The organism is Methylomonas sp. MS20, from assembly GCF_050275925.1.
In the GTDB taxonomy this organism is placed as follows: domain Bacteria; phylum Pseudomonadota; class Gammaproteobacteria; order Methylococcales; family Methylomonadaceae; genus Methylomonas; species Methylomonas koyamae_A.
The window spans coordinates 2,629,756-2,653,437 of record NZ_CP189962.1; the positions used below are offsets into that span (position 1 = coordinate 2,629,756).

Annotated in this window: 21 protein-coding genes; 15 read left to right on the forward strand and 6 right to left on the reverse strand. The window is 54.9% G+C overall.

Annotated features, from left to right (window positions below; genetic code table 11):
- The first annotated feature begins 4 nt into the window (after nt 1–4).
- From pheA to ACQE3D_RS11615, 13 genes are all read left to right on the forward strand, one after another.
- A complete protein-coding gene (pheA, locus tag ACQE3D_RS11555; protein ID WP_427551739.1) occupies nt 5–1,090 on the forward strand; it encodes a prephenate dehydratase in 1,086 nt (361 codons plus the stop codon).
- Nucleotides 1,091–1,102: 12 nt separating this feature from the next.
- Complete coding sequence (gene hisC / locus ACQE3D_RS11560; RefSeq protein ID WP_313727857.1) at nt 1,103–2,206, forward strand: histidinol-phosphate transaminase; 1,104 nt, start codon at nt 1,103–1,105, stop codon at nt 2,204–2,206.
- On the forward strand, nt 2,199–3,080 hold the full coding sequence (locus tag ACQE3D_RS11565) for a prephenate dehydrogenase (RefSeq protein WP_313727856.1): 882 nt from the start codon (nt 2,199–2,201) through the stop codon (nt 3,078–3,080). Before hisC ends, ACQE3D_RS11565 begins: the two co-directional genes overlap by 8 nt.
- Nucleotides 3,081–3,085: 5 nt before the next feature.
- Nucleotides 3,086–4,405, forward strand: a complete 1,320-nt coding sequence (aroA, locus tag ACQE3D_RS11570) for a 3-phosphoshikimate 1-carboxyvinyltransferase (RefSeq protein ID WP_313727855.1) — start codon at nt 3,086–3,088, stop codon at nt 4,403–4,405.
- Nucleotide 4,406: 1 nt separating this feature from the next.
- Nucleotides 4,407–5,063 (forward strand): (d)CMP kinase, encoded by a 657-nt coding sequence (cmk, locus tag ACQE3D_RS11575; RefSeq protein WP_064027615.1) that lies wholly within the window; start codon nt 4,407–4,409, stop codon nt 5,061–5,063.
- A 98-nt stretch (nt 5,064–5,161) separates the two neighbouring features.
- Entirely contained in the window at nt 5,162–6,823 is a 1,662-nt protein-coding gene (gene rpsA, locus ACQE3D_RS11580) for a 30S ribosomal protein S1 (RefSeq protein WP_064027613.1), read from the forward strand.
- Between the two features lie 69 nt (nt 6,824–6,892).
- Nucleotides 6,893–7,198, forward strand: coding sequence for an integration host factor subunit beta (locus tag ACQE3D_RS11585; RefSeq protein ID WP_064027674.1), 306 nt, complete (start codon nt 6,893–6,895; stop codon nt 7,196–7,198).
- 51 nt (nt 7,199–7,249) lie between these two features.
- On the forward strand, nt 7,250–8,203 hold the full coding sequence (locus ACQE3D_RS11590; protein ID WP_064027611.1) for an acetylxylan esterase: 954 nt from the start codon (nt 7,250–7,252) through the stop codon (nt 8,201–8,203).
- A gap of 10 nt (nt 8,204–8,213) precedes the next feature.
- Nucleotides 8,214–8,942 (forward strand): esterase family protein, encoded by a 729-nt coding sequence (locus ACQE3D_RS11595; protein WP_064027609.1) that lies wholly within the window; start codon nt 8,214–8,216, stop codon nt 8,940–8,942.
- A gap of 14 nt (nt 8,943–8,956) precedes the next feature.
- A complete protein-coding gene (locus tag ACQE3D_RS11600) occupies nt 8,957–10,051 on the forward strand; it encodes an efflux RND transporter periplasmic adaptor subunit (RefSeq protein ID WP_313727854.1) in 1,095 nt (364 codons plus the stop codon).
- Nucleotides 10,048–13,113, forward strand: a complete 3,066-nt coding sequence (locus ACQE3D_RS11605) for an efflux RND transporter permease subunit (RefSeq protein WP_313727853.1) — start codon at nt 10,048–10,050, stop codon at nt 13,111–13,113. Before ACQE3D_RS11600 ends, ACQE3D_RS11605 begins: the two co-directional genes overlap by 4 nt.
- 109 nt (nt 13,114–13,222) lie before the next feature.
- The gene (locus tag ACQE3D_RS11610) at nt 13,223–13,693 is read left to right on the forward strand and encodes a copper resistance protein NlpE (protein WP_071156887.1); all 471 of its coding nucleotides are present in this window, start codon (nt 13,223–13,225) and stop codon (nt 13,691–13,693) included.
- 139 nt (nt 13,694–13,832) lie between these two features.
- Nucleotides 13,833–14,240: an Rrf2 family transcriptional regulator gene (locus ACQE3D_RS11615; protein ID WP_071156885.1), complete on the forward strand. Its 408-nt coding sequence runs from the start codon at nt 13,833–13,835 to the stop codon at nt 14,238–14,240.
- Between the two features lie 11 nt (nt 14,241–14,251).
- On the opposite strand, the gene ACQE3D_RS11620 is transcribed toward ACQE3D_RS11615, so the two are convergent.
- Genes ACQE3D_RS11620 through ACQE3D_RS11630 form a run of 3 tightly spaced genes read right to left on the reverse strand, consistent with a single transcriptional unit; the run spans nt 14,252 to nt 18,901 of the window.
- On the reverse strand, nt 14,252–14,893 hold the full coding sequence (locus tag ACQE3D_RS11620; protein WP_313727852.1) for an MBL fold metallo-hydrolase: 642 nt from the start codon (nt 14,891–14,893) through the stop codon (nt 14,252–14,254).
- 2 nt (nt 14,894–14,895) lie between these two features.
- A complete protein-coding gene (odhB, locus tag ACQE3D_RS11625; protein ID WP_064027599.1) occupies nt 14,896–16,074 on the reverse strand; it encodes a 2-oxoglutarate dehydrogenase complex dihydrolipoyllysine-residue succinyltransferase in 1,179 nt (392 codons plus the stop codon).
- Nucleotides 16,064–18,901 carry a 2-oxoglutarate dehydrogenase E1 component gene (locus ACQE3D_RS11630; RefSeq protein WP_281023278.1) on the reverse strand — a complete coding sequence of 946 codons (2,838 nt, stop codon included), beginning with the start codon at nt 18,899–18,901 and terminating at the stop codon, nt 16,064–16,066. Before ACQE3D_RS11630 ends, odhB begins: the two co-directional genes overlap by 11 nt.
- A gap of 140 nt (nt 18,902–19,041) precedes the next feature.
- On the opposite strand from ACQE3D_RS11630, the gene ACQE3D_RS11635 reads away from it, so the two are divergent.
- Both ACQE3D_RS11635 and ACQE3D_RS11640 read left to right on the forward strand, forming a co-directional pair.
- Complete coding sequence (locus ACQE3D_RS11635) at nt 19,042–19,734, forward strand: DUF2914 domain-containing protein (protein WP_313727851.1); 693 nt, start codon at nt 19,042–19,044, stop codon at nt 19,732–19,734.
- 65 nt (nt 19,735–19,799) lie between these two features.
- Nucleotides 19,800–20,117, forward strand: coding sequence for an H-NS family nucleoid-associated regulatory protein (locus tag ACQE3D_RS11640; RefSeq protein WP_064027593.1), 318 nt, complete (start codon nt 19,800–19,802; stop codon nt 20,115–20,117).
- On the opposite strand, the gene ACQE3D_RS11645 is transcribed toward ACQE3D_RS11640, so the two are convergent.
- Genes ACQE3D_RS11645 through ACQE3D_RS11655 form a run of 3 tightly spaced genes read right to left on the reverse strand, consistent with a single transcriptional unit; the run spans nt 20,114 to nt 23,632 of the window.
- The gene (locus tag ACQE3D_RS11645) at nt 20,114–20,896 is read right to left on the reverse strand and encodes an alpha/beta fold hydrolase (RefSeq protein ID WP_313727850.1); all 783 of its coding nucleotides are present in this window, start codon (nt 20,894–20,896) and stop codon (nt 20,114–20,116) included. The two genes, ACQE3D_RS11640 and ACQE3D_RS11645, sit on opposite strands and share 4 nt — an antisense overlap.
- Nucleotides 20,889–21,902: a M14 family zinc carboxypeptidase gene (locus ACQE3D_RS11650; RefSeq protein WP_064027589.1), complete on the reverse strand. Its 1,014-nt coding sequence runs from the start codon at nt 21,900–21,902 to the stop codon at nt 20,889–20,891. The genes ACQE3D_RS11645 and ACQE3D_RS11650 overlap by 8 nt, the downstream gene beginning before the upstream one ends.
- Nucleotides 21,903–21,910: 8 nt before the next feature.
- Entirely contained in the window at nt 21,911–23,632 is a 1,722-nt protein-coding gene (locus ACQE3D_RS11655; protein WP_071156872.1) for a lysophospholipid acyltransferase family protein, read from the reverse strand.
- Nucleotides 23,633–23,682 lie beyond the last annotated feature (50 nt).

The following is a 23,682-nucleotide window of genomic DNA, read 5'->3' on the forward strand; positions in this document are numbered from 1 at the left end:
GCTTATGACCGCGATCATTCCTTTGTCCGAACTGCGCCAGCGTATCGATGCCATAGATCGGCAGATTCTCGACTTGATCAATCAGCGCGCCAGTTGCGCGCTGGAAGTCGCGCGTACCAAGCAGGCCGAAGGCGAGACCGGCAGTTTCTACCGCCCTGATCGCGAGGCGCAGGTGTTGCGGCGCATCATGGAGATCAATCCTGGCCCGTTAGGCGATCAGTCCGCCGCACAATTGTTCCGGGAGTTGATGTCGGCTTGTCTCGCTCTGGAAAAACCGCTGGAAGTCGCCTTCCTCGGCCCTGCCGGCACCTTCTCGCAACAGGCGACGTTTAAGCATTTCGGACACGCGGTCCAGGATACTCCGGTCCCGACGATTCATGAAATCTTCCAGGCGGTAGAGACCGGTCATTGCCAGTTCGGCGTCGTGCCGGTCGAAAACTCCACCGAAGGCGTCATCGCCCATACGCTGGATCGCTTCATGGACAGCCCCCTGCAAATCTGCGGCGAGGTCGAAATCCGCGTCCATCAGAACTTGCTGGGCAAGATGGAAGGCTTGGTCGGGATTGGCGAGGTATTTTCCCATCAACAATCGCTGGCCCAGTGCCGGCAATGGTTGACCGCCAATCTGCCCGGCGTGCCGTGCACGGCGGTTAGCAGCAACGCCGAAGCCGCGCGCTTGGCATCGCTGGACCACGGTAAGGCGGCGATCGCCGGCTTGACTGCGGCGGAATTGTACGACTTGAACGTGATCGCCAGACACATTGAAGACGAAGCCAACAACACCACACGTTTCATCGTTGTCGGACGCTTACAACCGGTTTCGACCGGTTTCGATAAAACCTCGATTCTGGTGTCGACCGGCAACCAACCGGGGGCATTGCATCGGATTTTGGAGCCGTTCGCCGAGTATGGCATCAGCATGACCCACATCGAATCCCGGCCGTCCCGGCAAGGTTTGTGGGAATATGTGTTTTTTATCGATATCGAAGGGCATCGCGATGACGACGATGTCGACAAGGCACTGAAAACCTTGGAGAACAACGTCAAAATGCTGAAAGTGCTCGGCTCGTATCCCAAGGCAGTCATTTAATCTTTTTGCTTCATGAATTTATTTTTATCTCTTGCTTTAGACGGCGTTCAACAACTGATGCCATATGTGCCGGGTAAACCGGCGGAAGAATTGCAGCGCGAGCTGGGTTTGAGCGAAGTCATCAAGCTGGCGTCGAACGAGAATCCGTTGGGGACCGGCCGGAAAGTCGCAGAGGCCATTCGCAATACTTTGCCGGAAATAAGCCGTTATCCGGACGGCAGCGGTTTCACGCTAAAGACGGCGTTATCGGCCCGCTGGAGAGTGGATGCGGCACAAATCACGCTTGGCAACGGTTCCAGCGAGATTCTGGAATTGGTGATGCGCACCTTCGTCGCTCCCGAGCATGAAGTCGTATTTGCTCAGCATGCCTTTGCTTTATATCCCATCCTGACTCAAGCAGTCGGTGCCAAAGCCGTGGTCGTGCCGGCCAAGGCTTACGGCCACGATTTGGACGCCATGCGCGCGGCGGTGACCGACCTTACCCGGGTAGTATTCATCGCCAACCCGAATAATCCGACCGGCACCTTGTTGGCTGCGCAAGCCGTCGAAGAGTTTATCGCCTCGCTGCCGAAGTCAGTGTTATGTGTGCTCGACGAAGCCTATTACGAATTCGTCGATCCAGCCGTGCGCACCGAATCCATGCACTGGCCGGATAAGTACCCGAATTTGATCATCGCTCGCACCTTTTCCAAGGCCTACGGATTGGCCGGCTTGCGCATAGGCTTCGGCGTATCGTCGCCGGAGGTGGCCGATTTGCTGAATAGGGTGCGCCAGCCGTTTAACGGTAATATGTTGGCGTTGGCGGCTGCGGAAGCCGCCCTGACGGATGCCGATTATTTGACCGAGACCATTGCTGTCAACAATGCCGGTATGGCGCAATTGACATCAGCCTTCGAAGCCTTGGGTTTGCCTTGGATTCCATCTTCCGGCAATTTCGTGGCGGTCGATATGCGACAGCCGGCGATGCCGCTCTACCAAGCCTTGCTGCAAAAAGGCGTCATCGTGCGCCCGGTCGGCAATTACGAAATGCCCAATCATTTGCGAGTCAGCATCGGTACCGAACGCGAAAACCGAATCTTCATCGACGCATTGTCCCAGGTATTGCAAGGTGTTTGAGCGCCTATGCATCATCGGAGTTGGCTTGATTGGCGGCTCGATCGCCAAGGCCGCCCGCGCCGAGGGTTTGTGCAAACAGGTAGTGGCGCTGGGCCGGGAGAAGAATCTGCCCAACATGCAGCGCGCGGTCGAGTTGGGCGTCATCGACGCGTTTTATACCGATCCGGCCCAAGCGATGGCCGGTACCGATTGCGTGATCATTTGCACGCCGGTTGGCAGCATGCAAGCCATCTTCGAGCAACTTAAACCCTATTGGAATTCGCAAACGCTTTATAGCGACGCCGGCAGTACCAAGGGCAGCGTGGTCGAGGCCGCGCGTGCGGTGTTCGGCAAGGTGCCGAGCAATTTCGTGCCGGCACATCCGATCGCCGGCGCCGAGCGCAGCGGGGTCGAAGCGGCGAAAGTCGATTTATACAAAAACCGCCGGCTGATTTTGACGCCGTTGCCGTCCACCGACCCGCGGGCCGTGGATCAATTCAGTGCGTTCTGGCGACGCATCGGCTCCAGCGTGGCCATCATGAGCGTGGAGCACCACGATACCGTGCTCGCCGCTACCAGCCATCTGCCGCATATTCTGGCCTTTGCGTTGGTCGGCATGCTGGGCCGCAAGGACGAGCAGCGCGAAATTTTCAAATACGCGGCCGGCGGGTTTCGCGATTTCAGCCGTATCGCGTCCAGCGACCCCACCATGTGGCAGGACATTTGTCTGGCCAATAAACAGGAAATCATTCCGCTGATTCAACAATTTCAAGCGGAGCTTAATCAAGTCGAGCACCTGCTGCATAACGGCGACGCTTCCGCGTTGTTCGAAACTTTCAGCTACGCCAAGCAGGCCCGGCAACGTTTTCTCGAAATTTTTGACGATCCAACCTAACCACTATGTCCTCATCCACTAACGTCATTTTCCAAGTCCAACCCGGCGGCAGCCTGAACGGCGAGATTCGCGTGCCCGGCGATAAATCGATGTCGCACCGCTCCATCATGCTCGGCTCGCTGGCCGACGGCGTTACCCACGTCACCGGCTTTTTGAACGCCGAAGATGCAATGTGTACCTTGGAAGCCTTCCGGGCGATGGGCGTACAAATCGAAGGGCCTGTCAACGGCGAAGTGACCGTGCACGGTGTCGGCAAGCATGGTTTAAGGGCCCCGGAAAAACCGTTGTACCTGGGCAACTCCGGCACCTCGATGCGGCTATTGTCCGGGCTGTTGGCCGGACAGCCGTTCGACTGCGTGTTAACCGGCGACAAGTCGCTTGAATCCCGGCCAATGAAGCGAGTGACTGCGCCTTTGGCACAAATGGGCGCGGAGATCGTTACTCAAGAAAACGGTACCGCCCCGCTACATATCAAAGGCAAGGCCGGCAAATTGCAAGGTATGCATTACGACATGCCGATCGCCAGCGCCCAGGTCAAATCCTGTTTGTTGCTGGCGGGCATGTATGCGGAAGGTGAAACCAGCGTCACCGAACCCGCGCCGACCCGCGACCATACCGAGCGCATGTTGGCCGGCTTCGGTTATCCGGTCACTCGCGACGGCGCGACCGCGAGAATCACCAGCAACGGCAAATTGACGGCGACGAATATCGACGTGCCTAGCGACATTTCCTCTGCGGCGTTCTTTTTAGTCGGTGCCAGCATCGCGCCGAATTCCGATGTCACCTTGAAACACGTCGGCATCAATCCGACTCGCACCGGCGTCATCGACATTCTGCGCCTGATGGGTGCCAACATCGAAGTGCTGAACGAGCGCGAAGTCGGCGGAGAACCGGTCGCTGATTTGCGGGTGCGTTCCGCGCAATTGCAAGGTATCAATATTCCAGAGCATTTGGTGCCGCTGGCGATCGACGAATTTCCAGTGCTGTTCGTCGCGGCAAGCTGCGCCAAAGGCCAAACGGTGCTGACCGGCGCCGAAGAATTGCGGGTCAAGGAATCCGATCGGATTCAGGTGATGGCGGATGGCTTGCAAATCCTGGGTATTGACGCTCAAGCCACCAAAGACGGCATGGTCATCAACGGCGGTCAAATCGGTGGCGGCGAAGTTGATTCACACGGCGATCACCGCACCGCTATGTCGTTCTCGATCGCCGGATTGCGTGCCTCCGGACCGATTACGATCAAGGATTGCGCGAATGTGAATACCTCGTTCCCGGAGTTCCGCGACTTAGCGGTCAAGCTGGGACTCGATGTTAGCGTGATTTAATATGACGGCACCGGTTTTAACGATAGACGGGCCTAGCGGCGCGGGAAAAGGCACGGTCAGTCGTGCCGTCGCCAAGCTTTTGGGCTGGAATTATCTGGATAGCGGTTCGATATACCGGTCTCTAGCGGTAGCGGTGCTCAACGCAGGATTGAATTTGGACGATGTGCCGGCTATTTGCGAGGTCGCTCAAGCCATGCTGTTAGAATTCGACTGCGGTGACGCATTGATCGTCAAACTGAACGGTGTGGACATCACGGCGCGTCTGGCGACAGAAACCACCGGCAATACGGCGTCCATCATTGCGGCCTACCCCGATGTCAGAGCGGTTCTTTTGCAAAAACAAAAGGATTTTCAACAGCTTCCCGGCCTGGTTGCCGACGGGCGGGACATGGGCAGCGTGGTGTTCAGCGATGCCCGTTACAAGGTCTACTTGACCGCCAGCGCCGAAGAGCGAGCATTAAGACGATATAAACAGTTGATTGAAAAGGGGATTGATGCTAATCTTCCGCAAATCACCCGTGAGATAGAAGAACGTGATCGTCGCGATAGTCAGCGAACGTCCGCGCCGCTTACCGTTCCGGAAGGCGCGTTGTACATCGACTCCTCGAATTTGACAATTCAAGAAGTCATCGATCAGGTGGTTAATTTAGTCGTATGAGACTTTTTGGCGGTTGTCGGCGGTTGTCGGCGGCTTTTTATTAATTTTTGATAAATGTGAAAACTTGTTCGTGTTTTAACAAGTTTGGGAAAGAAAAGATGGGCGAAAGCTTTGCAGAGTTGTTTGAAGAGAGTTATGCCAAGACCGAAATGCGTCCTGGCGCGATGTTGATCGGTACCGTTGTCGACATCGAAAACGAATTTGTCATCGTCAGTACACAGGCGAAATCCGAAGGTGTCATTCCAAAATGGCAGTTTCTGAATGCCGACGGCGACTTGGAAGTCAATATCGGTGACGAAATCGAAGTTGCTCTCGATTTGTTCGAAGATGGTCTGGGCGCCACTCTTCTTTCCCGCGACAAAGCCAAGAAAAGTAAAGCGTGGGCTGAACTGGAAAAAGCCTTCGAGACTCAAGAAACCATTGTCGGTCGTATCAACGGCAAGGTACGCGGCGGCTTCACCGTGGCGGTCGGCGCGTTGCGCGCGTTCCTGCCGGGTTCTCTGGTCGATGTGCGCCCGATTCGCGACACTACCTTCCTGGAAAACCGCGATCTGGAATTTAAAGTCATCAAAATCGACCAAAAACGCAACAATGTCGTGTTGTCGCGCCGCGCCGTCGTCGAAAGCGAATACAGCGCCGAGCGCGAAGAATTGGTCAAAACCTTGCAAGACGGCGCGATCGTTACCGGTATCGTCAAAAACCTCACCGATTACGGTGCGTTTATCGATCTGGGCGGCGTCGACGGTCTGTTGCACATCACCGACATGGCATGGCGCCGCGTACGTCATCCATCCGAATGCGTAGAGATCGGTCAGGAAGTTAAAGTTAAAGTCCTGAAATTCGACAAAGACAAAACTCGCGTATCGCTGGGCATGAAACAAATGGATGAAGATCCATGGCAAAACATCGCTCGCCGTTACCCTGCCGGCACTCGCGTGTTCGGTAAGGTCAATAACCTGACCGACTACGGTTGTTTCGTCGAAATCGAGGAAGGCGTCGAAGGTTTGGTACACGTTTCCGAAATGGACTGGACCAATAAAAACGTCAACCCGTCCAAGGTCGTACAACTGGGTGATGAGTGCGAAGTCATGGTTCTGGAAATCGACGAAGAACGCCGTCGTATTTCGCTGGGCATGAAGCAATGCCGCTCCAACCCTTGGGATGAATTCGCGGCTACGCACAACAAAGGCGACAAAATCTCCGGCAAAATCAAATCGATTACCGATTTCGGCATCTTCATCGGTTTGGATGGCGGTATCGACGGTCTGGTGCATATGTCCGATATCTCCTGGAACGAGAACGACGAAGAAGCGATTCGCGCCTACAAGAAAGGCGACGAAGTCGAAACTGTTATTCTGGCCGTGGACTCCGAACGTGAACGTATTTCGTTGGGTATCAAACAGCTGGAACAAGACCCCTTCCAAAACTATATCGCCCTGCATGAAAAAGGCAGCTTGGTGAAAGGTACCATTAAGGAAGTCGATGCCAAAGGCGCTGTGATTACCCTGGCCGATAACGTCGAAGGCTATTTGCGCGCTTCCGAGATTCAACGCGATCGCGTCGAAGATGCCCGCACTTTGCTGAAAGAAGGCGATGAAGTCGAAGCTAAATTTATCGGCGTCGACAAAAAAACCAAATCCATTTCATTGTCGATCAAGGCTAAGGATATGGAAGAAGAATCCAACGCTATTAAGGATTACTCGTCACAAAATGCCGGTACCGCGACATTAGGCGACATCTTTAAACAAATCGACAAATAACTCGTCGACTTCGGGGGTGGCGTGGGCGTAAACCTCATGCCGCCCCTTTTTGATTATTCAGGGTTGGATGTGACAAAATCAGAATTGATAGAGGTGCTGGCTAGAAAACAGCCGCATCTTGCGCTTAAAGACGTGGAGCTCGCTGTCAGATGTGTTGTCGATCACTTGAGCGATACGCTGGCTAGCGGCGATAGAATAGAAATCAGGGGTTTTGGCAGTTTTTCGTTGCATCATCGTTCGGCTAGATTGGGACGCAATCCCAAAACCGGCGAATCGGTTTCGTTAACCGAAAAACATGTTCCCCACTTCAAACCCGGCAAGGAGCTTCGGGATATGGTCGACGCTTCCAGGGAGAAATACAAAATCGTCGATTGATCAGGCACCCCACCTGCTTCAAGTTTTTTACGATATTTGCCATAGCCGCCGATGAGTCTGTTTGAGCATCCTTACAACTACGACCCAGGCTATGGCTACACTCTCGAACGATTGCTCGGCGTCGATGCGCCGACCGAGCCCGCCGATTTTGAGGACTTTTGGTCCACCCGTTATCGGCAAGTCCTGCAGCAATCGCCACGCTTCCAAATCGGTAACCCGACCCTGGTCGACGGTTATCGGGTCAACGATATTTCCTACCAGTCCACGGACGGTATCACGATCGCCGGTTGGTTACTGGAACCGCACGGTCAAACGGTCACGCAGGCCATCGTTGTGGGACACGGATATGGCGGCCGGGAAGGCCCGGACTTTCATTTGAGCTTTCCCAATACCGCGCTCTTGTTTCCGTGCTTTCGTGGCATTTCCCGGAGCCGTTGTACGTCTATCCCGGAGCGGCCTGATTGGCATGTCGTGCAGAATATCCTGGATAAAGATCGTTATGTGATCGGCGGTTGCGTGGACGATCTGTGGCTGGCGGTATCGGTATTGTGGACGATTTATCCGCAGGCCCGGGAACGGATCGGTTATATGGGAATCAGTTTCGGCGGCGGGATTGGGGCTTTAGCGGTGCCTTGGGACGGCAGAATTCGTCGCGTTCACCTAAACGTACCGACATTCGGTAACCAGCCGTTGCGTTTAAGTCTGCCCAGTTGCGGTAGTGCCGACGCATTGCGGGCCTATAGTCAGCATCTGGGTCATATTCCCGACACATTGACCTATTACGATGCCGCTACCGCCGTGCGCCATGCTAATCAACCCCTGCATGCCGCATTGGCCTTGTTCGATCCGGTAGTCGCTCCGCCAGGTCAGTTTGCGATTTACAATGCCTGGCACGGCGAGAAACGCCTGTTCACACTGGATGCCGGCCATTTCGAATATCCGGCGCAACGTCTACAAGAGCAGCAGTTGTTGGCGGAACTCAAGCTATTTTTCTCGCCCAACTGACAAGCTTGCGATGAAACGGGAATATCATCATTGGTTCAGCCCGCGTTTAGAACGCGATATGGAGTTTTTGGTATTCGGTCATGCCGGCGCCAAAGTGCTGGTCTTTCCGACTCGGGACGGCCGTTTTTACGAATACGAGAACCTGCGAATTGTTGATAGCTTGGCCGACAAGATCAACGCGGGCCACATGCAATTGTATTGTCTGGACAGCATCGACCACGAAAGCTTTTATTGTTTTTGGTGTCAACCGGGCGATCGCATCAAGCGCCACATGCAATTCGAAGATTATGTGTTGAATGAAATTCTGCCGTTCATTGCACTGAAGAACCCGCATCCGTGCTTAATTTCGCATGGCTGCAGTCTGGGCGCCTATCATGCCGCCAATATCGCATTTCGCCACCCGCATTTATTCAAAAAGCTGGTGGCGTTTTCCGGACGCTTCGATCTAACCCTGGAGGTGGAATGCTTCAAGGATTTATTCGAAGGACACTATAACGACGATATTTATTTTCATACGCCAACGCATTTTTTGCCAAATTTGACCTGCGAATCCCAATTGGCGGCCATTCGGGCGCTGGACATCACCTTGGTGATCGGCAGAGCGGATCCATTTTTACAAAACAATCACGACCTGAGCCATATTCTGACCCAGAAGCAGGTGCCGCACAGGCTCTACGAATGGGATGGCCGCGCGCATCAAGGCCATTCCTGGCGGCGCATGGCTCCATTATACCTTTGACCGAATCGCCATCGATGATCAAGCGCAGCCTGCTAGTACTATTGTTGACCTTACTTGCGCTGGGTGCGATTTTCGGACTCAAGTTTTACCGGATGCGCCAAGCGGCCAGCCAAGTGCCTGCAGTACCTCCGGCCGTCGTTGCCTTCGCCGAGGTCAAAAGCGAACACTGGGACTCTTCGTTAAGCACTGTCGGCAGCTTTCGCGCCGTCGCCGGTATCGATATCAGCAACGAAATTGCCGGGATGGTCCAAGCCATTCATTTCAACTCCGGCCAAACTGTAAAAGCCGGACAATTGTTGCTAGAACTGGATAGCGCCACCGACCGAGCGGAACTCGAAGGCCTGCTCGCCGAACAAAAATTGGCCGGCTTACGCTATCAACGAGGCCAGAGCATGTTGGAGCGAAAATTCATCGCCGCCGCCGATCAGGATCAAAATCGAGCGCAGCTCGATCAAGCCGCGGCGGCGGTTGCCGGCAAGCAGATCCAAATCGCTAAGAAGCACATCAAGGCGCCGTTTGCCGGCGAGTTGGGCATACGTCGCGTCGATCTTGGGCAGTACTTGCCGGTTGGTTCGGCGATCGTGATGCTTGAACAACTCGATCCGATGTATTTGGATTTCACGTTGCCGGAACGCGATCTTGGCCGGATTGGCAAGGGCCGAAAGGTGATCGCCAGCGTACCTGCCTTTCCAGACCAGTATTTTGAAGGAGAGGTCACTGCGTCGAATCCCGCCGTCGACACCGATAGTCGAACCATCAAAGTACAGGCACTGTTTAGAAACCCAGGGAAATTGCTTCGGCCAGGGATGTTCGCCCAGATCAAACTGTCCGCCGAGGCCGACCAAACCGTGTCGACCTTGCCGGATACCGCCATCAGCTACAACCCCTACGGCAATTCCGTGTTTGCGGTTCAGCGCGGTCCGGCCGGATGGATCGTGCAAAGTCGCCAAGTCAAAACCGGCGACAGTCGGGGAGGGCGAGTCGAAATTTTGGAAGGGCTGCGGCTCGGCGATAAAGTCGTTGCCGCCGGACAAATGAAGCTGCGTAACGGCATGGCCGTCACGCCGGACAGCCAACCCGCGCCCGGCGAACGCGAGCAGGCTCCGTGAAGTTGACCGATTTATTCATTGTACGGCCGGTCCTAGCCAGTGTCGTCAGTTTGCTGATCCTGCTTCTCGGCTTAAGAGCCTTGGACGTCTTGGAATTGCGCCAATACCCGAAAACCGAGAATACCGTCGTGACCATCACGACCGCCTATCCCGGCGCGGACAGCGACTTGATTAAAGGCTTTATTACAACGCCGCTGCAACAGGCCATAGCCGAAGCCAACGGCATTGATTATCTGTCTTCCAATAGCCGCCAGGGCAGCTCGGTCATCGAGGCTCACATGCGGCTGAATTACGATCCTAACGCCGCGGTCGCCGAGATTCAGGCCAAGGTGGCCGGTAAGCGTAATCAATTGCCCGCCGAAGCCGAGGATCCGGTGATTAGTTCGCAAACCGGCGACGACACCGCACTCATGTATATCGCGCTGTACAGCGACACCTTGCAGGACTCGCAGATTAGCGATTATCTGCTTCGGGTCGTGCAGCCGAAGTTGCAGGCGGTCCCCGGCGTCGGCAAGGCCGCGATGTTGGGCAACAAGACCTTCGCGATGCGTATCTGGCTAGACCCCGCGCGCATGGCGGCCTTAAGCGTAACCGCCAACGACGTCGCCGGCGTGCTGAAAGCCAATAACTATTTATCCGGTATCGGCGCTACCAAGGGTAATTTCGTTAAAATCGATTTGGGTGCCACGACCGACGCGGTGTCGAAACGGGAATTCGAACAATTGGTGGTTGCCAATCGTCGCGGCGCGCTGGTTCGATTAAACGACATCGCCGACATCGAGTTGGGCAGCGAAGACTACGACACGGTTAATTGGTACAAAGGCAAGACCGCGATTTTCATGGGCATCGAGCAGGCGCCGGGCGCCAATCCGTTGAAGGTTGCGAAATCGGTTAAAGCCTTGTTGAAAGAGATCGAGCGCGACTTGCCCAACGAAATGCATATCTTGCTGCCTTACGACGCCAGCCAATTCATCGAGGATTCGATCCACGAAGTCTTCGCAACCTTGTTGGAAGCCGTCGCGATCGTGTTAGGCGTGATTTTTTTGTCGCTCGGCTCGTTCCGCGCGGCGCTGATCCCGGCGGTCACGGTGCCGCTATCGCTGGTCGGCGCCTGCTTTTTCATGCTGGCAATGGGCTTTTCGATCAACTTGCTGACGATGTTGGCAATGGTACTGGCGATAGGCTTGGTGGTGGACGACGCGATTGTCGTCGTCGAAAACATCCACCGACACATCGAGCAGGGTCACGGCCGATTGCAAGCCGCACTGGCCGGCGCCCGCGAACTGGGACTGCCTATCATCGCGATGACCACGACACTCGTAGCGGTGTACGTGCCGATCGGTTTCATGGGGGGCTTGGTCGGCACGCTGTTCACCGAATTCGCTTTTTCTCTGGCCGGCGCGGTACTGATTTCCGGGATTGTCGCGTTGACGTTGTCGCCGATGATGAGCGCGCGCATCTTGCCGGAAGCCGAGCGCGGAGGACGTTTCGAAGCCATGGTCGAACATTTTTTCGAAGGCTTGGCCAGCGGGTACCGGTCCGTGTTGCGCCGAATTTTGGAATTTCCGTACACGGTGCTGATCTTCGCGCTGTTGGTGTTGCCCAGTATCTATTGGATGTACGATTGGTCGGGCAAGGAACTGGCGCCGACCGAGGATCAAAGTTTTTTGTTCGCGATCGCCAGTAGCCCGCAAACCGCGACGCTGCAATACAATCAGACCTATTCCCGCGAATTGATCCGGCATTTCGAAAGCCTGCCGGAGCACGAAGAAAGCTTTTTGATCATGGGCTTCGGCGGGGATACCAATACCGTATTCGCCGGTATGAAAATGCCGTCGAGTTTCGAGCGCCAGCGCTCCCAACAAGCCGTCGTTCCGGAACTGCAAGCCAAGGTAGACAGTATCGCCGGCTTTCAGACCGCCGTCGTATCGCCGCCCAGCTTACCGGGTTCGGGTGGCGGATTGCCCCTGCAGTTCGTCGTGACCAGCGACGCCGATTACGCTAAGCTGGATCAGGTGGCCGAGCAAGTGCTGGCGCAAGCGATGCAAAGCGGTCAATTTGCATTTTTGGTCAAGGACGTTCGCTTCGACCGGCCGAAATCGACGTTGGTGATCGACCGGGACCGTGCCGCCGATTTAGGTATCACGATGGAAGACATCGGCGCCAACTTGGCCGGTTGGCTGGGCGGACAGTACGTCAACCGATTCGGCTTGCAAGGCCGCAGCTACAAGGTAATTCCGCAAGTCGGCGACGCAGACCGCCAGGATTTGGCTAAATTGGACGGCTATTACTTGCGAGGCAGCTCCGGCGCCCAAGTACCGCTGTCGGCCTTGATTAAAGTCGTCGATAGCGTCGAACCCGGCAAACGCAGTCAGTTCCAACAACTCAACAGCATCACGCTAAGCGGGATTCCGGCGCCGGGTATCGGTCTCGGCGATGCGATGGCCGCGCTGGATGACATTGCCGAAGAAATCTTTCCGCGCGGGTTCGCCGCGGACTACACCGGCGAGTCGCGCCAATACCGTCAGCAGGGCAACGTGCTGATTCTGACCTTCTTCATGGCTCTGCTCATTATATACTTGGTGTTGGCCGCGCAATTCGAGAGTTGGCGCGATCCGTTGATTATCTTAATTTCAGTGCCGCTATCGATCGCCAGCGCATTGGCATTTTTGATGCTCGATTTTGCGACCGTCAACATCTATACCCAGGTGGGCCTGATTACGCTGATCGGCTTGGTTGCCAAAAACGGTATTTTGATCGTCGAATTTGCCAACCAACTGCAACAGCGTGACGGCTTGAACAAGCCGGCGGCCATCGAACAGGCAGCCGGGATCCGGCTTCGGCCTATTCTGATGACCACGGTCGCGATGATCGTCGCGATGCTGCCGCTGTTGACCGCCACCGGCCCCGGCGCCGCCAGCCGCTTTGCGATCGGTCTGGTGATCGCTTCCGGCTTGGGTATCGGTACCGTATTGACGCTATTCGTCGTGCCGCCGTTTTACGTGATTTTGGCGAAAGATCGCAGTGCTGAGCAAACGTCCCCGCCCGTCGACGACCAATAAAACACGGTAACGGTCATTCGGGCCTCCGCTGTGGCACAATATCCGGATCGGACCGATAAACAGGTCCTGACACCTTGCCATAAACCATAGAATTTGCTCGGGAGCAAACATGCGCATTGTTCGATTGAAAGTGTTGTTAACCAGTCTTGCACTCGGTATCGCGTTCGGCGGCCCGGTTCAGGCGGAAAATGCCGGGCCGCAAGATCATGCCGGCCATCACGGATCCGACAGTTTCGAGTGGCCGGGGATCTACAACGGTTTTCTGCCTTGCACCGACTGCGCCGGCATTAAGACTTCGCTGGCGCTGAACAAAAACAGCAGCTATATGTTGATGACTCAATTCGCCGGCAAGTCGGATCGCGAATTTGTCGAGAAGGGTAAATACAGCTGGGACGACAAGAGTAAAACCATCACGTTGACCCCGAAAAACGGCGGACCCAGCCATGTCTATCTGGTCGGCGAGAACGTGCTGACCCAGCTTGACGAACACGGCAATCGCATTTCCGGCAAGCAAGCGGAACGCTATCAATTGCGCAGGACCGACTTTACCCAGCAAGCGCCGTCTCACGGCGGACATTAAGCCGACTGCCGGGTTGCGGGTGCAGGTGGCGGCAACAATGGGCCGGTCTAGGAGATTCGCTTGACCCATCGATAGCGCACTTCGGAGCGACCGCTCATTCCAAGACAAGATTGCCATTGCAACTTTAGGAATCAGGGATATGCAACTGACTGCTCATACGGATTACGCGCTCAGAGTGTTGATTTATTTGAGCCGTAATACCGATAAATTGGTGACGATTAGCGAATTGGCGGAGTTTTTCGGTATCTCCAGAAATCACTTGGTCAAAGTGGTGCACAAATTGGGACTCAAGGGATTTGTGCGAACCGTGCGCGGCAAGGGCGGCGGCATCCGTTTATCCAGGCCCGCTGCCGAAATCAATATCGGCGCGGTGGTGCGGGAAGTGGAAGGCCGGTTTCAGATGGCCGAATGTTTCAACCCGCAAAAACAAGGGGTTTGCGCACTTCAAAACGGTTGCCGCTTGACCGGTTTATTGAGCGACGCGGTCGAACAATTTCTGGCGGTACTCGACGGCGCGGCGCTGAGCGACGTAGCGCTGGAACCGTAAATCCCACGCGGTTAGCGGTAATGATCGCCGACGTATGGGTTGCTTTTGCGCTCCGCGCCGAACGTCGACATCGGCCCATGTCCCGGGATGAATTTTACGTCGTCGCCGAGCGGCCAAAGTTTCAGACGTATCGAGTCCAACAACGCCTGATGGTCGCCGCGCGGAAAATCGGTACGGCCGATCGAGCCCTTGAACAATACGTCACCGACAATGGCCAAACGCGCGTCGCTATTGTAAAAAACCACATGACCCGGCGTGTGGCCGGGGCAATGTAGGACTTGTAAGGTATTGAGTCCAACCTGAACGCTATCGCCGTCCCGCAACCAGCGGTCCGGTTTAAATATCTTGGTTGGCGGAAAACCGAACATCCGGCATTGCTCCGGCAACAGCTGTATCCAGAAATCGTCGTCTTGATGGGGACCGGCGATCGGCAGGCTCAGCTTTTCCGCTAGCGCCGCAACCCCGCCGACGTGGTCGAGATGACCGTGAGTGACCAATATCGATTCCAACTCGGCGTCGTGTTGCGCAACGGCCGCCAAGAGCAGTTCCAGGTCGCCGCCCGGATCGACCAAAGCGGCCTTGCGGCTGCGTTCGCAGACCAGCAGCGTGCAGTTTTGCTGGTAAGCGGTGACCGGGATAATCTGATATCGCATCGTTAAATGTTCAGCAACAAATGTGCCGGCGCCTCCAGGCATTCCTTGATGATGCCGAGAAATTGCACGGCTTCCTTACCATCCACCAAGCGGTGGTCGTAGGACAGGGCCAAGTACATGATGGGCCGGATCACGATTTCGCCGTTCTCCACGATCGGCCTGTCCTTGATCGCGTGCATGCCTAAAATCGCGCATTGGGGCGGATTCAGGATGGGCGTGGACAGCATCGAACCAAATATCCCGCCGTTGGTGATTGTAAACGTACCGCCGCTGAGATCCTCGACACTGATGGAGCCATTGCGGGCTTTTTGTCCAAAGTCGTGTATGCCTTTTTCGATGCCGGAAAAATCGAGTTGATCGGCGTCGCGCAGAATTGGAACGATCAGCCCGCGCGGGGTGGTGACGGCGATACCGATGTCGTAATAGCCGTGGTAGATGATGTCGTTCCCGTCTATCGAGGCGTTGATGGCCGGGAAACGCTTCAAGGCTTCTATCGAGGCTTTGACGAAGAAGGACATGAAGCCGAGCTTGATATTGTGCTTGGCTTCGAAACGGTCTTTGTATTGGTTACGCAAATCGATGACGGCTTTCAGATTGACTTCGTTGAAGGTCGTCAACATCGCCGCGTTTTGCTGGGCGTGCAGCAAGCGTTCGGCGATTTTGGCGCGCAACCGGGTCATCGGTACCCGTTGTTCCGGACGTAGACTGGCCACCGCCGACGTCGACAGCGGGGCGGGGGAGGCTTCGACGGCGGCGTCGACCGGCTTGCTTGCCTGTTGCTCCTGCAAATAGTCCATCACGTCGCTCTTCAATATCCGCCCATGTTTGCCGGATGCTGGAATGGCCTGTGGGTCGAGTTCGCGTTCGGCGACGATTTTGCGGACCGACGGGCTCAGAACCGGCTCGACGCCACTAGCCGTCAGCGATCCGCCGGGTTTGTCGGCTTGTTCGTCCAGTAGCGCCAGGACCTGACCGGCGACAACCGTCGAATCGTTCGGAATCAAAATTTCCTTCAGGACACCCGATCGAGGTGCAGGCACCTCGAGAATGACCTTGTCGGTTTCCAGATCGGCCAGGTTCTCGCCGGCCTCGGCCCAGTCCCCGGCTTGCTTGTGCCAAGCGACCAAATTGGCATCGGAGATGGATTCGGGGAGGCTGGGGACCAATATTTCAAAGCTCATGAGTTGTTCCTTCGTTGCTACCGTAAAGTGCGGTGTGAACCACCGCTTTTTGTTCGTTGAGATGGGTTTTGTAATTGCCAACCGCCGGTGCGGCGGAAGCTACTCGGCCGGCATAGCCGATCGTAATCTCCGGGGAAACGTGTTCGATGAAATGGTGTCGGCTTTGGTACCAGGCGCCCTGGTTTTTCGGCTCTTCTTGACACCAAACGATGTGTTCGACGTTGGGGTATTTGTCCAGTTCCTGCTTGAATCGCTCATTCGGGAACGGATAAAGCTGTTCGATCCGGACGATGGCAACGTGATTCAGACTGTCTTGGCGCCGGGTTTCCAGCAGATCGTAATAGACCTTGCCGGCACACAGTATTAGTCGAGTCACATGAAACGGATCGATATCGTCGATTTCCCCGATAACGGTCTGAAATCCGCCGCTGGTCAATTCGTCCAGCGTAGATACCGCCAATCTATGGCGCAGCAGGCTTTTCGGACTCATCACGATCAACGGTTTGCGGTATTGACGCAGCATTTGCCGCCGCAATAAATGAAAAATTTGCGCCGGCGTCGTCGGCACGCAGACCTGGATATTTTGGTCCGCGCACAACTGTAAATAGCGTTCCAGACGCGCCGAGGAATGCTCCGGCCCCTGACCTTCGAAACCGTGCGGGAGCAGCATCACTAAGCCGCTGAGCTTGCCCCATTTGGTTTCGCCCGATGCGATAAACTGATCGATCACGACTTGCGCGCCGTTGGCGAAATCGCCGAATTGCGCTTCCCAAATCACCAATTTGTCCGGCTGCGTGGAACTGTAACCGTATTCGAAACCCAGCACCCCGGCTTCCGACAGTAGCGAATTGAAAATTTGCGGCCGGCCTTGCCGATCGCTCAAGTGTTTAAGCGGGATATAGTTCTCGCCGTTGGCCTGATTCAATAAAATAGCGTGGCGATGGGAAAACGTGCCGCGGCCGATGTCCTGGCCGGTCAAGCGAATGTCGTAACCGTCCATCAACAACGTGGCGTAGGCCATATTTTCCGCGAAGCCCCAGTCCATAGGCAAATCTCCGTCGGTCATTTTTTGGCGATCGTCCATTACCTTGGCGACCCGAGGGTGCAATTCGAAACCGGACGGCAGACTTTGCAGCCGCAAATTGCAGAAGCGGATGCGTTCGATGCTGACCGTGGTGTCGATCGGGATATCCCAATGTTTATTCAGGTAGGGTTCCCAACGTGCCGAGTAGGAATACACCTTGTTTTCGATGATAGGCCGGGAAACCGGCTTGCCTTCGTTCAACAACTGCATGTAATTCTGTTCGAGTTGCTGAATGCCGGCCTCGTCGATCACGCCTTCCTGCACGAGTCTTTGACCGTAGATTTGCGGCGGCGTGGCGTGTTGGTGGATGGCTTTATACATCATCGGCTGAGTCGCCGCCGGCTCGTCGGCTTCGTTGTGGCCATGACGGCGGTAGCAGATCAAGTCGATGACGACGTCCTTGTGGAAGGTCATTCGATAATCCAGCGCCAATTGGGTGATGAAGACCACGGCTTCGGGATCGTCGCCGTTGACGTGGAACACCGGCGCCTGAATCATGTTGGCGACATCGGTGCAATACAGTGTCGAACGGGCGTCGAACGGATTGCTGGTCGTGAAGCCTATCTGGTTGTTGATGACGACGTGCACGGTACCGCCGGTCGAAAATGCCCGAGTCTCCGCCATGTTCAAGGTTTCCATGACGATGCCTTGCCCGGCGAAGGCGGCATCGCCATGTATCAACACCGGTAGGATGACGTCGATACCGCCAATGCCGTGCCTATCTTGGCGAGCCTTGACCGAACCCTCGACCACCGGATTAATGATTTCCAGATGAGACGGGTTGAAGGCTAGCGTCAAATGTATCGGACCACCCGGAGTGGCGATATTCGACGAAAACCCCATGTGATATTTAACGTCGCCGGTGAGCGCGCCGGGCATTGAGGTGTGAGTGCCTTCGAATTCGCCGAATAATACCGCCGGACTTTTACCGAGTATGTTGACCAACACGTTAAGACGGCCGCGGTGAGCCATGCCGATCACAATTTCCGTGACCTTGCTTTCGCCGGCGCGCTGGATCAATTCGTCGAGTATCAAAATCAGCGATTCGCCGCCCTCCAGCGAAAAGCGTTTTTGACCGACATATTTACGATGCAGAAACTTTTCCAGGCCCTCGGCGGCAATCAATTGTTTTAACAACCATTGGCGTTTTTCCGGGTGACTGGAGAAATCCGGTTTGGCACCTTCCAATTTGTTTTTGATCCAGCGTTTGGATTCGTCGTCGACGATATGCATGAATTCGCTGCCGATGCTGCCGCAATAGATTTGCTGCAAAGTCTGGATGATCTCCCGCAACGGCAAACGATCCACCCCGCACAAACCGCCGGTATCGAACAGCGTACTCATATCCGCGTCGGTCAATCCGTAATAAATCGGCTCCAAATCGGCGGGCATCGCCGCGAGTTTGCCCAAAGGATTATTACGGGCGATTTGATGTCCCTTGACGCGGTAATGGTTGATTAAGCGAGCAACCGCGGATTGCTTTTTGACGCTTTGTTCGGTAAACCCGCGCATTTTGGCGAGGCGACCGGGTTCGGCGATCGCCAGCTTCTCGAAACGCTCGACGATGATGCTGTGCGGTGTATCCTCGGTGGAGCCGCGATGAATATCGTCGAAGCGCCGCCGCCAGACTTCAGAGACCGTACTGGGATCGTGCAGGTATTGTTCGTATAGGGATTCGACGTAAACGGCGTTGCCACCGTAAAGCGAAGATGATTCTTCGAACAGTTTCAAGAGGCTAGTCATATCCGGGGCGGCTGGAATCACAAGTAAGGAGCATTATGGTAGAGCTAAAATGATATATTACCAAGCAGTAAGTGCGGAACCGCGCCGGTCGATATTCCGGCTCGAGCGGTATTTCAGCCCTGGGAAACGTCGGTAAACACATGTCTGAAAATAAAGTCGTTATCAAAATAAACTACGATAAATCCAGAAGCGGTCAAGTACCCCAAACACCGAAGATGGTAACTGTTTGGCATACCGGGCGAATTGCCGCGGTAGCCGGGTTAATGGCGGCGGCTATCATGCTATCCGCGTGGTTATTCATCGACAATAGCGAGCAAACCCCGGCTAACCTTACGCCGGAAACCTTGCCAATGGCCCCGGAAACTAGTATGCGGTCTGACAACTCAATTGTGGCGCCGCAAGTTGAAACGTCGCCGTTGGCGGCGCGAAAATCTCCCGGAGAAACTCCGGTTTCTCCAAGCTCAATCTCGGAACAGAAACGTCAACCGGCCATCATTTACTCAAGGAAAGTGATCCGGGCATCGTTAACCTACGGTATAAAGGATACCGAGCCGACCGAGCAAGTCAAATCGGCTTCCGTTCAGATCAGGAAGGAGCCAATCGAGTTATATTACTTTAACGAGGTGAAAAACTTGAAAGGTAAGACCTTGTTTCATCAATGGTTCAAGGACGGCCAGCCGGTACTCAAAAAGACAATCGAGGTAAAAGATAATAAAGCCAAGGTTTGGACTGCTAAAAACTTGTCGTCCAGGGATAAAGGTCAGTGGCGAGTACAGTTGCTTGGAAAAAAAGGCGAACTATACTCAGAGACGGGATTCGATGTAATCCAATGACGGTATTTTATTTATTACAAGTTGATGATAGAATCCGTTGCGTCATTTAATTATCTGAGGAATATATGACTGATTTAACTACTTTATCCGAATCTGAATTGCAAGCAGTTATCGAAAACGCCGAGAAAGTCTTGAAAGACAGACAATCCAGCAAACGCAAGGAAGTAATTGCACAAATCAAGGACTTGGCGACTTCTATCGGCGTTGGCGTTGAAATACACGAACTCGACAAAAAAGCCGAAAGAAAAATCGGTAAAGTTGCCGCGCGTTATCGTAATCCGGCGGACGCCAACCAAACTTGGTCCGGTCGCGGATTGGCACCAAAATGGATGCAGGAATTACTGGCCGCGGGTCGCGACAAAGCGGAATTTGAGATCGCTTAATCGATCGCTTCGGTTCCCTGATTTGCTATCCAGGTCCGCAACCGATTAACTAGCCAGTCAGGGTCGTCCAGCGGTAAGTCGTGGCCAGCCCACGGATGGCTATCATTGGATAATTGCCAGCGTTGGCTAACGGCACTAGAGCAGGCCGGAGCGACCAGTCGGTCGCCGAGGCCGCTCAATACCAACCAAGGCATGCCATCGGGCGGGGTTTTCGGCCGAAATCGAGCCGCCGCGATCAATTGCTTGGCGGCGTTGCTCGGATTTACCGGGCGTTCGCTTTGAATATCGAGCCAAACCTTACTCAATTCCTCGATATTTCGAGTTTGATTCGAGACCAGCTCCAAAATTCGCCGTTCGCGGCGACCGATTTCCCGCTCCAGTAAAATATTTGCCAACGCCCCATAGCTTTGCCAGCGTAGCCGTCGATAAAACGGACTCACGCCCGCGAAACTCGTATTGATCAAGCACCCTGCGGCTACGTCTGCGGGATAGCGACACGCCCACTCCCAGGCCACCATGCCGCCCAGCGACAACGCCAACAGCGTGACGGGGCGTTCAAGCGCGCCGGCTCGATAGGCTCGCTCACGGGTTAGTTCCATGATGCTACCTATCGAAGTCGGGCAGGCCTCACGAAAATGACTGCCGGTACCGGGTAAATCCACACAGGTGACCCTGGAGGCTGGGAAGGCTGACCGCAGGCGTAAGGGAAAGTCGCCCCAATGCGCGGTTTCCCTCGCTAGACCGCGCAGCAGCAACCAATGACGACCGGCCTCACCCATACCAATTCGCCAAGGCTTGGCCGCGCAAGATTTGCTGCCGTTCCGGGTCCAGAATCGCCCAAGCGCCGGGATGCAGCAAACACCGGTATAAAAAATCGAACAACGTCAAGTGGCGGCGCATGATGCGTTGTTGACGATGCGGTAGTAACGGATGGAATAAGCCATGGCGTTGGAATAAATGGGTCGGATTTTTGCGCAACCACAACCAGGACCCCATTTCCAAGGTCAACGGTAAAAACAATTTGCCTCTGGCACGGCGCGCGACATGGTCGTCGTAAAGGTAATCCCATAAATCGCCGCTGATCACGTATTCCTGACTCATCGGTTCGATTTTGTAAACGTGATGAGGGTAGCAGGCGTCGAACAGTTGCTTCAATGCGCAGGCCTCGGCGATGTCCGGGTACGGGGTATGGTTGGAGGCATACGGAAACCACAGCCGGTCCTGGATCCCGAAGCCGGAATGCAGGTCCACGGCGATCGCTAGCGGAGCAGGAAACAGCTCGTCGTGGACGACTCGGCACAGTGCCTGGGCTTCCTTCTCCATCCGCGATTCGTCGCCCCGGTACCAAGGCAAGCGCGCGCTCAGTCGCTGGCCGCTGTATAAGCGGGTTTTGCCGACGCTTTCGATCGGCGAATTGCGCATCAAATCGACCCCGTTCCCGTTGCAGCGCGTACCCCGGAATACGCCGACCGGATTTACGATCGGCATAAACACCAGCCGCGACTTGGTCAAGCGAGTGTTGAATTCCTCGTCCCAGTCCAGCAAAGCCGCTATGGTCTGCATATAGGCCAGGATTACTTCGGTGCCGATTTTCTCCAGGCCGTGGATGCCGCCAAAAAAGGCCAGTACCGGAGCATCCGGGCGTTCGGAACCGAGGCTGATGCAGTGAATCGGGAATTCTCTACCCTTACAGGCTACGGTTTCGACAACGCGGCATCTGGCACGAGAGCCCAGGCGTGCGACGACCGTCTCGAGTTCGTCGAGTTCGGAAAAAGCACGTTGCATGATTGGCGTTACCCCGCCAAGGATCGCTCTATATAACGTTGGCGCTTTTTCGGCGCAATTTTATCGACCTCGACCATGATCAGGCTGTCTATGCAGTTATTGAAGTCCGGATCGATATTGAAGTCGATGAAATGACAGCCGTTATCCACGCATAATTCCACGTATTGCTTGTATAAGGTTGGCACCTTGACGCCCAGCTTTTTCAGTTCGGAATTGAGAATCTTGAAGCTGGTTGAATAGTCGCCGGCGAATTCGGCGGCCGCGAAATTCTGACCGGTTTCGGAAATCGTGAACGGCATCCTGGCAATCGCGTGGGGTAGGGTGGCACCGAATTGCTGGCGGTAAAATCCCACGATTAACTCCTTGGCGGCGTAAGGATAGGCGTTACTGATACTGACCGGCCCGAACAAATATTTAATATCGGGACGTTCGCGCAAATAGGCGCCGATGCCATACCAGAGATACTCCAGACTATGCTGCCCCCAATAACGCGGTTGCACGAAGCTGCGGCCCAGTTCGAGGCTGTTGGGCAGATAGTCGGCGAACTCGCTTTTCAAGTCGAACAAGGTTTGACTGTAAAAGCCCTCGACGCCGTGATTGGCCAAAATGCGCGGACCGTCGCCGACCCGGTAGGCGCCGACGATTTCCAGGTCGTTGTCGTCCCACAATACGATATGGCTGTAATACACGTCGAACTTATCCAGGTCCAGCGCCAACCCGGTACCTTCCTCGACAGTGCGGAAGGTCAGCTCGCGCAAGCGGGCGATCTCTCGCATCACCGGACAGTCGTCGCGAAATTCATATAGAAAGATCTTTTTGCCATCGCGGGTTTCGCCCAGCAGACGCGCTTGGAACAAGGCTTTTTTAATCGCCTTGGTATCGGACGGATGCACGACGGTCGCCACCGTGTCGAACAAGGCCAGTTGGTTTTTCTTGCCAAGATTCTGCACGTGCTTGCGAAAGCGCTGGCTCAGTTGTTTATTGGTTTGCTCGGTTTCGGCGTAAGCCTGGTAGGGGATAGGCGCACCGACCCGAAAGCTGATTTCTTGGCCTTTCTTATTGAACATTTCCTTGACCAACAGAAAGGTGCCGAGCGGTTTGTACAGCGTGGACATGCTGTAAAACAACGCGGAATTCTTGGCCTTGATATGGATGGGTAAGATCGGGCATTGGGCTTTGCGAGCCAGCTTCAAGAAACCGGTTTGCCATTTGCCGTCGCGTATGCCCTTGGGCGTGATCCGCGATACTTCGCCGGCCGGGAAGAAGATGATCGCTTCCTCGTTTTCCAATGCATCCAGCATAATTTTGTAGGTATTTTTCAGATTCTTTTGTTCGGACAGTACGTCCACCGGCAAGAATATCGATTGCAGCGGCTCCATGTGGTACAGCACGCGATTGGCAACGATACGCACATCTGGTCGCACCGAGCGGATCAATTTTACCAACGCCAAGCCGTCCAAGGTGCCGATCGGATGATTGGCGACGATCAGCAGCCGCCCCTCGGCAGGGATGTTGTTGTAGGATTCGTTACCGACTTGGTAGCTGAACTTAAAATAATTCAGCAATTTATCGAGAAACGCGAAGCCACGCAGATGTTGGTTTTTGCGAATGACGTCGTTGAAGTCGTCTTCATGTATCAGTTTTTTCAATGCCTTCAGCAGCAGTTTGTTGTCCTTGCCGAGTTTCAGGTCGGGGTAAGTCTCGTGCAAAATGCGTTCGGCATCGATCATGGGCGAATATCCTGGTCAAAACGGTAGTTGCCGGGATTCTAATGACAGAA